This is a genomic window from Kitasatospora sp. NPDC059462, assembly GCF_042749955.1.
In the GTDB taxonomy this organism is placed as follows: domain Bacteria; phylum Actinomycetota; class Actinomycetes; order Streptomycetales; family Streptomycetaceae; genus Kitasatospora.
Genome location: NZ_JBHYUU010000230.1, coordinates 1 through 10,914, shown reverse-complemented (window position 1 = coordinate 10,914; position 10,914 = coordinate 1). Strand labels below are relative to the sequence as shown.

Sequence of the window (10,914 nt, the reverse complement as noted above, 5' to 3'; positions counted from 1 at the left end):
CGGCCGGGGGCGGGGGGGGGGGGGGGGGGGGGGGGCGGGCCCCGGCGGGGGGGGGGGGGGGGGGGGTGGGGGGGGGGGGGGGGGGGGGGGGGGGGGGGCCCCCCCCCGGGCCCCCCCCCCCCCCCCGCCGGTCTCACACCAGCAGCCTGTCCTTGGCCTTCTGGTACTCCTCCTCGGAGATCGCCCCGCCGGCCTTGAGATCGGCCAGTTTGGCCAGGTCGTCGACATGGCTCCGGCCGGGCGCCCCGGCCCCTTCCCCGGCCGCCCCCTCGCCGGGCGCGCTGCCGGCCGCGTCGCGGATGTACGCCTTGAACGCGGCGTCGGCCTTCTGGGCCTGGGCGATGTCGCGTTCGCCCATGCTCCTGCCCCGTGCGATCACGTACACCAGCACACCGATCAGCGGCAGCAGGATCACCAGGATCAGCCAGCCGGCCTTGGCCCAGCCGCCCATGTCCTGGCTGCGGAAGATGTCCGTGATGATCTTGAAGAGCAGGAAGAACCAGAGGATCCAGAGGAACAGCTCCAGCATCGTCCAGAAGATGTTGAGCAGCGGGTAGTTGTCCATGACGGCTCCCGTCCGTGCGGGCCCGGGACGGACCCGGGTCCTTCCGAGTCAATCACCGGACCTCGGACACCGTGGCCCGCTGCTGCGCCATTCCGGTGGTCCTCCGCCCCCGGGAGCGGGGGGCCGGGGCCCGGTGCGGCGGGGGCTGCGGCCGGGGCTCAGTGCGGCCGCGACCGGAGCTCCACCGCCAGGGCGATCAGCTCGCCCCACCACGCGTCGTGGCCGTCCAGCAGCAGGTGCTGCGCCTCGGCCGGGTCCGCCGCCCGGACCTCGACCACCTGCTCGCCGTCGTCCGGGTTGGTCGGGACGGAGTCGACCGTGATCTCGGCCCAGCCCCAGAGCCAGGCCTTCTCGGGGTGCGGCTGCCACGGCCGGTAGGGCACCGGGTCGTCGGTCACGCAGCGGTGCGCGCCCAGCCAGACCGGCTCGCCGAGCAGCCGGGCGCCGGCCTCCTCGCGCAACTCGCGGACCAGGCAGGAGTCCACCGACTCGCCGTGCTCGCGGGTCCCGCCGGGCAGGAACCAGTGGTCGCGGTCGTCGCGGCAGAGCACCACCCGGCCGCCGTCGGTGAAGCCCACCAGGTGGATGTTGGTGACCAGCTCGTCCGGCGGCAGGACGGTGGAGAACTGCGCGTCGTAGCGGCCCCAGGCCCAGTACTGCGGGGCGTGCAGGGCGGGGAAGCGCGCGGCCAGCTCGGCGGCCCGCCCGGCCCCGGCGGGGCGGGGCTGTCTGGGGATCGGCGTGGCTCCGGCGCCGTCCGGTGTCGCGGTGCCGGCGAGGGCGCCGGTGGTCTCGCCGGTCTCACTGGTACCGGTGGCATCCGTGGTATCGGTCATTCGGTGATCGTAGTCCCGGCCGGACGCGGCAGGGGAGCGGTCGGGTGAGTGAGCGTCAGCTCCGCGGGGTCGAGCGCGCGCGAGCGCCGCGGCACCACCGCCTCCAGTGGCCTGCCGACCCAACTGCCCAGCGAGATCTCGGCGGTGATGCCCGGGCCGAAGCCCGCGATCAGTCCCTGGGTGCCGTCCTCGACGCCGCCCTCCTCGAACATCCGGGCCAGCGCGTCGAAGACCACGGCGCTGGCGATGTTGCCGCGTTCGGTGAGCGTGGCCCGGGAGAACCGGAACGCGACCGGCTCCAGGTTGAGGAAGTGGCAGAGGTCGTCGAGGATCCGCGGGCCGCCCGCGTGCACGATGTAGAAGCCGAGGCCGGAGACGTTCCAGGCGTGCTCGACGGCCAGCGCGCGCAGCGCCGGGGCGAGCATCTCCATGGTGCCCGGGACGCGCTTGTCGAGCTGGAAGTGGAAGCCGGTGTCCTTGACCCCGTAGGAGATCCAGTTCTCGGTGTCCGGCACGAGGTGCGAGCCGTTGCGCTCCAGGTGGACCCCGGTGCCGCCGCGGCCGCGCAGCACGACGGCGGCGACCGCGTCGCCGAACAGGCCGTTGGAGAGCAGCGAGCCGACGCCGATGTCGGTGGGCTGGTAGCAGAGCGAGCAGAACTCGCAGGCGACGATCAGCACGTTGGCGCCCGGGTAGGCGCGGCAGAAGTCGTGCGCCCGGTTGACGGCGGCGCCGCCGGCCGCGCAGCCGAGCTGGGCGATCGGCAGCTGCCGGGTGTCGGAGCGGAACCCCATGGCGTTGATCAGCCACGCGGTCAGCGAGGGCATCATGAAGCCGGTGCAGGACACGTAGAGGATGAGGTCGATGTCCCGGGCGCCGAGTTCGGCGTGGTCGAGGGCGCGCTCGACCACCTCGGGGACGCGGCGCTTGGCCTCGCGTTCGTAGACGGCGTTGCGGACGGTGAAACCCGGGTGCTGCAGGGTCTCCTCGATGGGCTGGACCAGGTGTCTGGTGCGCACGCCGGTGTTCTCGATCAGCCGCAGCGCGAGGCCGAGCTGCGGGTGGTCGGCGTGCAGGGTGCGGGCCAGGTCGAGGGTCTCGTCGAGCGTGATGACGTGCTCGGGCACGGCGATGGCGGGTCTGCAGAGTGTGGCCATGGGTGGATCTCCGGTCGGGCGGGCCTGGGGGTGCGGAGGCGGCTGGGGGCGGTGGGGGTCACCGCGGCGTGGTCACCGGGAGGTGGTCACCAGGCGACCGGCAGGGTCTGCGGGTAGCGCCAGATCGAGCCGGTCTGCCAGTCCAGTTCGGCGGGCGGGACGGCGAGGCGCAGCCCGGGGAACCGGTTCAGCAGGGTGCCGATCGCCACCTGGAGCTCCATCCGGGCCAGGTGGGAGCCGAGGCAGTGGTGGGTGCCGTAGCCGAAGGTCATGTGGGTGGGCGCGCCGCGGTCGAGGTCGAGCTCGTCGGGGCACTCGTACACCGCCGGGTCGCGGTTGGCGGCCAGGTAGGAGACGTGCACCGGCTCGCCGGCCCTGATCAGCACGCCGCCGAGCTCGACGTCCTCGGTGGCGACCCGGGCGATGCCCACGCCCTGGCGGAACGGGATGAAGCGCAGCAGTTCCTCCAGGGCCTGCGGCAGCAGGTCCGGCTGGGCGCGCAGCTTGGCGAGCTGCTCGGGGTGGGTGAGCAGGGTGTAGGTGATGTTGGAGAGCTGGTAGGTGCTGGTGTCGTGGCCGGTGACCAGCAGGACCATGGCCATCACGGCGAGTTCGTCGTCGTCCAGCAGCTCGGCGCCGTCCCGGGCGGTGGCGAGCGCGCTGATGAGGTCCTCGCCGGGCGAGCGGCGGCGGGCGGCGGTGAGTTCGGCGAAGTAGGCGCGCAACGCGGCCTTGGCGTCGACCTGGCCCGCGCCGCTGTCCGGGCCCATGGACATCATCGCGACGGCGTGGCCGCGGAGTTCGGCGCGGTCCCCGGCCGGGATGTCGAGCAGCTCGCAGATGGTGGTGAGCGGGAGCCGGGCGGACAGGAAGCGGACGAGGTCGGCGGGTGCGCCGTGCTCCGCCATCTCGTCGAAGTAGCCGTCGACGACGCCCTGGGTGTGCGCGCGCATCCGCTCCACCTGGCGGTTGGTGAAGCCCTGGGCCACCAGCCGGCGGAGCCGGTTGTGGGCCGGCGGGTCCATCAGGTTGATCGACTCGACCTGGGCGATCGGGGCGGGCGTCATCCGGGGCAGGTCGCGGCCGATGCCGGCGGCGCGGCTGAACCGGCGGTCGGTGGTGACCACGCGCACGTCCTCGTAGCGGGTGGCGAGCCAGGCCTCGCCCTCGCCGTGCGGCAGACGGATCCTGGCGATCGGCTCCTCGGTCAGCAGGCGCTTGAGCAGAGGGTCGAACTCCAGGCCGTCGGTGTGGTTGAAGGGGCAGTCCCACACGGGGGCGGAGGTAGTCACGGGCTGGTCCCAGGGCCGGTTCTGCCGCCCGGACGGAGGTTGTTCGGGCGCGGACGTGCTGATGCTGCCCCATCGGACCGGAAAAGTGGGGACACGGGCGCGAGTTCCCTCGATCGAGGGAAATGACCGATTGTCATGAGATCTACGGGGGTGGGGACGGTGCTGCCCAGGCCGTCGTAGGAGGGGTGCGGCCGACCGTGCGAGCGCGCGGCCGGGCGCGGCGTCCGGCGTGTCAGCGCGTGGTGCGCGGGCCCACGCCGTGCAGCAAGGTGTCGACGATCCGGGCCGCCAGCGCCTCCGGATCGGCGCCGTCCGCCGGTGCGCCGTGGGTGCCGTGCGGGCCGCCGTGCATGACCTCGCCGATGAGGGCGTAGAAGACGCGGCGCACCCATTCCAGGTCCGCGTCCGCGGCGATGACCCCCTCGTCGCGGATCCGGGCGAGCAGTCCGAGGCAGCGGCGGGCGATCTCGTCGTGGGTCCGCGCGGCCTGCGCGCTCTGGGCGACCGCCGGCCCGAGCGCGAAGCCCCAGGCGGCCTTCACCCGCAGCACGTTGGCGGTCGCCCGGTGCAGCGCCACCAGCGGCGGGGCGGTTCCGGGGCGGCCGTCCTCGATGGCCTCGGCGAGCTTGGCCGCGGCCTCGGTGGCGAGCGCGTCGACCAGCGCCTGCCGGTTGGCGAACCGACGGTGGACGGTGGTCCGGGTGACCCCGGCCGCCTCCGCGATCTGCTCCATGGACGCGCCCGGGCTCTCGGCGAGGACGCGTTCCGCCGCCGCGAGGATCGCGCGGACGCTGCGTTCGGCGTCGGCGCGCAGCGGGCGGGCGGGCGGCGTGCGGGTCATGGGTGGTGCCTCCAGCTCGGTCGTACCCGGGAACGGTACAGCGGGGGGACGGCTCGGACACTAACTGAAACACGAGTGTTGCACATTTTCGGTTATCCGATACTCTCCTGTCACAGTTGATGAGACAAGGAGCACCACCGTGCGCACTGCCACCACTGCTCTGATCACCGGCGCGTCCTCCGGCCTCGGCGCCGAGTTCGCCCGCCAACTCGCCGCCCGCGGCCACGACCTCGTCCTGGTCGCCCGCTCCGCCGACCGGCTGCACGACCTCGCCGGACGCCTCGGCGAGTCCCACGGCATCACCGCACACGTCCTCGTCCAGGACCTCGCCGCCCCCGACGCCGCCCGCCGGATCGGCGCCGAACTCGCCGACCGCGGCCTGGGCGTGGACCTCCTGGTCAACAACGCCGGCTTCGGCACCTGCGGCCCGTTCGAGACGATCGACCCGCGGCGCGACCACGACCAGCTGATGGTCAACGTCGTCGCGCTGGCCGACCTCACCCACGAACTGCTGCCCGGCATGCTGGCGCGCGGCAGGGGCGCGGTGGTCAACGTGGGCTCCACCGCGGGCTTCCAGCCCACCCCGTACTTCGCCGTCTACGGCTCGTCGAAGGCCTTCGTGCTCAACTTCAGCCTCGCGCTGCGCCAGGAGTACCGACGGCGCGGCATCCGCGTCCTGGCCCTCTGCCCCGGCCCGGTGGAGACCGGCTTCTTCGACGTCATCGGCACCCGGAAGGCCGCCGTCGTGGGGAGGTTCACCACCCCGGAACCGGTCGTCCGGGCGGCGCTGCGGGCCCTGGACGCCGACCGCGCCTACCTCGTGCCGGGCCTGGCCAACCGGATCGCCGCCCACCTCGCCCCGCGCCGCCCGCGCGCCCTGGTCGCGGCGATCACCGAGCGGATGTCGCGCGGGGTGCGCGACGTCATGGCGCCGGCCCGGGGCGGGGCTTGAGGCTCAGCGCCGGTCGTCGGGGCGCACCGCGCCCATCACCGCGCCGCTCGCGTCGTAGAGGACGAGCATCCGGGTCGGGTCGAACGGCCCGGCCCAGGCCAGGTAGGCGTCGACGATCGCGCGGGTCCGGGCGTCCACCGCCGTCGGGTGGTCGGTGGCCAGGTAGGTGTTGACGTGGTCGTCCTGCGGTACGGCCTGGTCGAGCCTGGTGACGTGGCCCAGCACGGCCGCCCGCTGCTCCTCGGTGCCGTGCTGCTCCACCCAGCGGACGAAGGCGGGGGCCTTGTCCTCGACCCCCGACGCCGTCGGCATCACGGACGGCGCGTGGGCGGGCCGCGCGACGGACGGCGAGGGACGGACGGGCGCCGGGTCGAGGAAGCCGATCAGCAGGGTGGCCACCACACCGGCGAACACGGTGAGCACCAGACGCTTCTTCATCGGCTGACCCCCTCGGTCGGAACGCCGGACGACTCTAACAGCCGCCGCCCCAAGGCTCGGTCGGAGACGAACACCGCCCCGGGGAGAACCGCGCGGGCGCCGGCGGCGTCCGTGCGGGCGTGATCAAAACCGTGTTGAACGGGCTGCCGATGTTCTGGCCCGGGCTGCTCGCCTCCCTCGTCCCGGCGGCGCTGCTGAACCGCCCGGTGGGGCGGCTGCTGCGCACGCACTGGGCGGTCGGCTTCGTCCTGCTGCTCGCGCTCGGCGGGGTGGCCACGCTCACCCTGCTCCCCGAGCACCCGCGCCCGTTCTGGCAGGACCTCTCCTGGGCGGGCGTGGTCCACCACTGCACGCTGGACGGCGTGCGGCTGCGCCCGCCGGGGGAGTGGTTCTCCTCCCGGCAGGCCGACCTCGCCGTCCTGGTGTTCGCCCCGATCGGCCTGGCCGCCGCCCTGACCGGCTCCCGCCGCCGGGCGGCGGCGGTGCTCGTCGCCGCCGCGGCCCTCCCCTTCGTCCTGGAGGCCGCCCAGTACGCCGTCCCCGCGCTCGGCCGCGCCTGCGACGCCCAGGACGCGCTGGACTCCCTCCTCGGCCTCGCCCTCGGCGCCCTCCTCGGACTCCCGGCCCGCCCCGCGCTGCGCCACGCGTGATCCGACGGGGAGGACCAAATTCGCTTGACCCGCCCGCCGCCTGGCGTTGCACTGTGGCCGGACACCACGCGCGTGGTGCCGGTGAAGCGGGGAGGCAGCAGTACCCATGGAGATTCGTTCCACCACCGAGCAGGACCGCGACGTCTTCGTCGACACCCTCCTCGTCCCGTTCGGGCTCCTCCCGGAGCCGCCGGCCGAGGACGGGGGAGGGGCCTGGTGGTCGGCCCTGGAGCTGGACCGGGGCGTGCTGGCGGTGGCGGACGACGGGCGGCCGATCGGCACGGCCGGCGCGTACTCCCTGGAGCTGACCCTGCCCGGGGAGGTCGTCGTCCCGGCCGCCGGGGTGACCGCCGTCGGCGTGCTGCCCACGCACCGGCGCCAGGGCGTGCTCACCGCGATGATGCGCCACCAGCTCGCCGAACTGCGCGGGCGCGGGGAGTTCCTCTCGGTGCTGCTCGCCGCGGAGGCCGTGATCTACCGCCGGTTCGGCTACGGCCCGGCGACGTACACCCGGCGGCTGACGGTGCCGCGCCACCGCGCGGCCCTGGCCGCCCCGAGGGCGGGCGGCGCGGACGGCGGCACCGTCGAGGTGCTGCGGCGGGCCGAGTGCGTCGACCTCATGGAGGAGGTCTACGACCGGTACCGGCGGACCCAGCCCGGCGCGCTGTCGCGGCCGCACCGCTGGTGGGCGCTGCGGGCGGGGCAGCCGCCGATCGCCCCGGCGCCGCGCTACGTCGTCGTCCACCGCGACGCCGACGGCGTGCCGGACGGCTACGCGAGCTACTCGCGGGGCGACGTCGACCCGGTGACCAAGGCGGTCACCCTGACGGTGGACGAGACCGTCGCCCTCGACGACACCGCGTTCACGGCCCTGGCCCGCTACGTGCTCCGGCACGACCTGATGACCCACATCGTGTTCAAGCACCTCCCCACCGGACACCCGCTGCCCTGGCAGCTGGAGGACTTCCGGGCGGCCGAGGTGAGCGGTGAGACGGACTGGCTCTGGGTGCGGCTGCTGGACGTCCCGCGCGCCCTGACCGCCCGCGGCTGGTTCGCGGACGGCGAGCTCGTGCTCGACGTCGACGACCCGTTCCTCGGCGAACACGGCCGCTACCTGCTCACCGTCCGCGACGGCAGGGCCGAGTGCGTCCCCACCGACCGCGAGCCGGACCTGTCGCTGGACGCGAGCGACCTCGGTTCGGTCTACCTCGGCGGCACCACCCCCGGCACGCTGGTCCGCGCCGGCCGCGTCCACGCCCACCACCCGGAGGCGGCCGCCCGGGCCGACGCCCTCTTCCGCACCGACCGCCCCCCGTTCAACCTGCACTGGTTCTGACCGGGGAACCCCGCCGGCCCGCCGCCCCGAGCACCGGGCGGCGGGCCGTCCTCCGGCGCCCTCACCGGCCTGGGGCGGTCTCCGCCCGCACCCACTCCAGGTAGCCGGGGCTGCCCGCGACCACCGGGACGGCGATGAGCTCGGGGGTGTCGTAGTCGTGGTTGTCGTTCACGAAGTCGGTGAGGGCGTCGGCCAGTTCGGCGCGGGTCTTGAAGTCGATCCGCCACTCGGCCGTGTCCCGGACCTCGCCCTCCCACCAGTACACCGACTGGATCCGGGACACCTGCGCGCAGGCCGCGAGCCGGGCCCGGACCACGGCGGCGGCCAGGGCGCGGGCCCTCGCCTCGTTGTCATGGGTCGTCGTCATGAGGAGGAGGTCGCTGCTGTTCGTCGCCATGCCGACAGCGTAGGCGCGGTGCGTCAGGCGTCCCGGGCGGCCGGCGGTCAAGAGTAGGTCACTGTTGTTCGTCGTCATGCCGAAAGCTCAGGTGCGGCGGTAACCTACTCACTCACCCAGCGGGGGACACACTCAAGCCGTCCTGAAGTCGCCTTTTCTGACACGTGCCTGACGATCCGTCGTGCCGGCGCGTTCGAGGGAGTACCTATGTCCCGGAGCCGCAAGCTCCACCGCCTCAGCAACCCCGACACCAACGAGCGCCGCGCCCAGCGCATGCTGTTCCGGCACCTGCGTGACGACACCAACGCGAACCGCGGCCGGATGTCGCGGCGGGTGCGCGAACTCCAGTTGCTGCTGCAGATGGACCCGATCGAGTTCGAGGGTCTGATCGCCCGGCTGATGGAGTCGATGGGCATGAAGGTCGAGCTCACGGCCCGGTCGAAGGACGGCGGGGTGGACGTCCGCGGCATCGACACCGACCCGTTCCGGGGCGGGAACGTGATCGTGCAGGTCAAGCGGTACCGGGACACGGTGACGCCGTCGGCCGTCCGGGACCTCTTCGGCACGCTGCAGCACGACGGTGCCGCCACGAAGGCGGTACTGGTCACCACCAGCAAGTTCGGGCCCAGCTCGCACCAGTTCGTGTCGGGCAAGCCGATCACGCTGATCAACGGCGCCGAGCTGGTGGGCCTGCTGAAGCACCACGGCTTCCACGAGGTCTTCGCGCCGGCCTACGCCGAGGTCGAGGCCGAGGCCGCGGACGCCGGCGCCGGGCAGCCGGAGATCGAGGTGGCCGCCGAACCGTCCCGGCTGTTGCTGCACTGGACCGGGGAGGAGGAGTACGACATCGCGGCCCTGGTCTGCCAGGGCAACCGCGCGCTCTCCGACGACCACCTGGTCTTCTACAACAACGCCTCCACGCCCGACGGTTCGGTCCGGCTGGTGACCGGCTACGAGGACGCCAACGCCTGTCTGATGGTCGACTTCGAGGCGCTGCCCGCCGAGGCGGACCGGCTGGTCGTCATCGCCGCCGCCGACACCGAGAACCACCCCGGGGCCACCATGGCCGGGTTCGCCGGACCGGCGCTGATCCTGGAGGCGGGCGCCGACCAGGACGCCGCGATCGTACACCTGGCGGACGGCGCGGAGTCCAACATCGCGATGCGCCTCGGCCGCTTCGACCGCGACGACGCCGGGAACTGGGACTTCACCCCGGCGCTCGCCGGCTACCCGGGCGGCCTGCGGCAGGCGGTCGTCGCCTACGGCCTGGAGGTCGCGGACGAGGAGCCGGTGGCCGCAGGGGCGTAGGGCCCGGCCCGGTGCGCAGGAAGTCGGCGGGCCCGACTTCCTGCGCCGGGGGCGGGTGGAACGATTCGTGTGCGGACGCGGGAGTCGCGGTGGTCCGCCCACCGGGGGTGAGCGGCCGGGCGGGGAAACGGTTCGACCACGGACCGGGCGGTGTGTCAGGATGCGCCCCGTCTCTCTGTTCGACCGGGGGTTTCCTGATGATGCGTCGCTCCACCGTGCTCGCCGTCGCCGCCACGGCGGCCTGTCTCGCCGCCCTGGTGGGCTGCGACGACGACACGGCGCCGGCCGCGCCCCCGTCCGTGTCCGCGACGGCCACGAGTACGCCCGAGGCGGCACCGACCCCGACGGCCACGCCGACGCCGACCGCCACGCCCACCCCGACGCCGACCGTCACGCCCACCGCGACCGCCACCGCCACCGCCGTCGCCACGACGGCGGGAGGGGCGATCGACCCGGAGAAGGCGCTCGCACTCGCCGAGAAGGCGCCGTACGCGGCCACCCAGGACTTCACGACCGAGGGCGGCCCGCTCAGCGCCGTCACCAAGGCCCGGGTGAACCTCAACGCGCCCGTCCGCTCCGGCCGGCTCACCGAGTCCATGAGCGCGGGCGGCAGCGACCTGCTCGGCGGCACCGGTGACGACGGCCCGACCGTCGTCGTGACCGACGACGGCACCACCTACATCAAGAGCGGCGGCAGCTGGCGCACCTCCCCGCTCGGCGACCGGATCCCGGACTACCACGGCTACGCCAAGGCGTTGCTGGGCGTCGGCCCGTCCGCCCGCAAGGGGATGGAGGACTGCGACGGCACGCCGTGCTTCCACCTCTCCGGCACGCTCGACATCGAGCGGATGAAGGCCGTGGAGCCGGAGCAGTACAAGCTCTTCAAGGGCAAGGGCGTGGTGACCTTCCAGCTCGACCAGTGGATCGACGCCCAGGGCCGCACCGTCCGCTACGACCGGAGGACCGAGCTGCGGGGCGTCCCGATGCGCACCCACGGCACCTTCCGCGACTTCGGCCCGGTCGAGAAGGTCGGCGCGCCGGTCTGACGCGCCGCTCCCCGCCGCGCCGCTCCCCGCAGCGCCGCTCCCCGACGTGCCGCGACGCCGACGCCCCGGGGGTGGGGGGGTCGGCGTAGGGTGCCG

At 74.0% G+C, this 10,914-nt stretch carries 12 protein-coding genes; 5 read left to right on the top strand and 7 right to left on the bottom strand.

The window, feature by feature from the left end; genetic code table 11:
* Nucleotides 1–133: 133 nt before the first annotated feature.
* The 5 genes from ACFXAM_RS34575 to ACFXAM_RS34555 all read right to left on the bottom strand — a co-directional run bounded on the left by ACFXAM_RS34575 (nucleotide 134) and on the right by ACFXAM_RS34555 (nucleotide 4,691).
* Nucleotides 134–565 carry an SHOCT domain-containing protein gene (locus ACFXAM_RS34575; protein ID WP_380297370.1) on the bottom strand — a complete coding sequence of 144 codons (432 nt, stop codon included), beginning with the start codon at nucleotides 563–565 and terminating at the stop codon, nucleotides 134–136.
* Nucleotides 566–723: 158 nt separating this feature from the next.
* Entirely contained in the window at nucleotides 724–1,401 is a 678-nt protein-coding gene (locus ACFXAM_RS34570; RefSeq protein ID WP_380297368.1) for an NUDIX domain-containing protein, read from the bottom strand.
* Complete coding sequence (locus tag ACFXAM_RS34565; RefSeq protein ID WP_380297366.1) at nucleotides 1,398–2,558, bottom strand: type III polyketide synthase; 1,161 nt, start codon at nucleotides 2,556–2,558, stop codon at nucleotides 1,398–1,400. Before ACFXAM_RS34565 ends, ACFXAM_RS34570 begins: the two co-directional genes overlap by 4 nt.
* Nucleotides 2,559–2,644: 86 nt before the next feature.
* Entirely contained in the window at nucleotides 2,645–3,850 is a 1,206-nt protein-coding gene (locus tag ACFXAM_RS34560) for a cytochrome P450 (protein WP_380297364.1), read from the bottom strand.
* A gap of 232 nt (nucleotides 3,851–4,082) precedes the next feature.
* On the bottom strand, nucleotides 4,083–4,691 hold the full coding sequence (locus ACFXAM_RS34555) for a TetR/AcrR family transcriptional regulator (RefSeq protein WP_380297362.1): 609 nt from the start codon (nucleotides 4,689–4,691) through the stop codon (nucleotides 4,083–4,085).
* A 139-nt stretch (nucleotides 4,692–4,830) separates the two neighbouring features.
* Between ACFXAM_RS34555 and ACFXAM_RS34550 the strand changes: the two genes are divergently transcribed.
* Nucleotides 4,831–5,643 carry an SDR family NAD(P)-dependent oxidoreductase gene (locus ACFXAM_RS34550; protein WP_380297360.1) on the top strand — a complete coding sequence of 271 codons (813 nt, stop codon included), beginning with the start codon at nucleotides 4,831–4,833 and terminating at the stop codon, nucleotides 5,641–5,643.
* A gap of 3 nt (nucleotides 5,644–5,646) precedes the next feature.
* On the opposite strand, the gene ACFXAM_RS34545 is transcribed toward ACFXAM_RS34550, so the two are convergent.
* The gene (locus tag ACFXAM_RS34545) at nucleotides 5,647–6,081 is read right to left on the bottom strand and encodes a hypothetical protein (RefSeq protein WP_380297359.1); all 435 of its coding nucleotides are present in this window, start codon (nucleotides 6,079–6,081) and stop codon (nucleotides 5,647–5,649) included.
* A gap of 119 nt (nucleotides 6,082–6,200) precedes the next feature.
* Between ACFXAM_RS34545 and ACFXAM_RS34540 the strand changes: the two genes are divergently transcribed.
* Both ACFXAM_RS34540 and ACFXAM_RS34535 read left to right on the top strand, forming a co-directional pair.
* Entirely contained in the window at nucleotides 6,201–6,731 is a 531-nt protein-coding gene (locus ACFXAM_RS34540; protein WP_380297357.1) for a hypothetical protein, read from the top strand.
* 106 nt (nucleotides 6,732–6,837) lie between these two features.
* Nucleotides 6,838–8,067, top strand: coding sequence for a GNAT family N-acetyltransferase (locus ACFXAM_RS34535; protein ID WP_380297355.1), 1,230 nt, complete (start codon nucleotides 6,838–6,840; stop codon nucleotides 8,065–8,067).
* A gap of 61 nt (nucleotides 8,068–8,128) precedes the next feature.
* Here the strand turns inward: ACFXAM_RS34535 and cutA are convergent, their stop codons facing one another.
* Complete coding sequence (gene cutA / locus ACFXAM_RS34530) at nucleotides 8,129–8,464, bottom strand: divalent-cation tolerance protein CutA (RefSeq protein WP_380297353.1); 336 nt, start codon at nucleotides 8,462–8,464, stop codon at nucleotides 8,129–8,131.
* Nucleotides 8,465–8,671: 207 nt separating this feature from the next.
* Between cutA and ACFXAM_RS34525 the strand changes: the two genes are divergently transcribed.
* A complete protein-coding gene (locus ACFXAM_RS34525) occupies nucleotides 8,672–9,772 on the top strand; it encodes a restriction endonuclease (protein WP_380297352.1) in 1,101 nt (366 codons plus the stop codon).
* A gap of 197 nt (nucleotides 9,773–9,969) precedes the next feature.
* Nucleotides 9,970–10,818: a hypothetical protein gene (locus ACFXAM_RS34520; RefSeq protein ID WP_380297350.1), complete on the top strand. Its 849-nt coding sequence runs from the start codon at nucleotides 9,970–9,972 to the stop codon at nucleotides 10,816–10,818.
* Nucleotides 10,819–10,914 lie beyond the last annotated feature (96 nt).

Bases quoted from the DNA above. Each gene is read 5' to 3' on its own strand.
- ACFXAM_RS34575 (WP_380297370.1), bottom strand. From the start codon at position 565: ATGGACAACTACCCGCTGCTCAACATCTTCTGGACGATGCTGGAGCTG.
- ACFXAM_RS34570 (WP_380297368.1), bottom strand. From the start codon at position 1,401: ATGACCGATACCACGGATGCCACCGGTACCAGTGAGACCGGCGAGACC.
- ACFXAM_RS34565 (WP_380297366.1), bottom strand. From the start codon at position 2,558: ATGGCCACACTCTGCAGACCCGCCATCGCCGTGCCCGAGCACGTCATC.
- ACFXAM_RS34555 (WP_380297362.1), bottom strand. From the start codon at position 4,691: ATGACCCGCACGCCGCCCGCCCGCCCGCTGCGCGCCGACGCCGAACGC.
- ACFXAM_RS34545 (WP_380297359.1), bottom strand. From the start codon at position 6,081: ATGAAGAAGCGTCTGGTGCTCACCGTGTTCGCCGGTGTGGTGGCCACC.
- ACFXAM_RS34535 (WP_380297355.1), top strand. From the start codon at position 6,838: ATGGAGATTCGTTCCACCACCGAGCAGGACCGCGACGTCTTCGTCGAC.
- cutA (WP_380297353.1), bottom strand. From the start codon at position 8,464: ATGGCGACGAACAGCAGCGACCTCCTCCTCATGACGACGACCCATGAC.
- ACFXAM_RS34525 (WP_380297352.1), top strand. From the start codon at position 8,672: ATGTCCCGGAGCCGCAAGCTCCACCGCCTCAGCAACCCCGACACCAAC.
- ACFXAM_RS34520 (WP_380297350.1), top strand. From the start codon at position 9,970: ATGATGCGTCGCTCCACCGTGCTCGCCGTCGCCGCCACGGCGGCCTGT.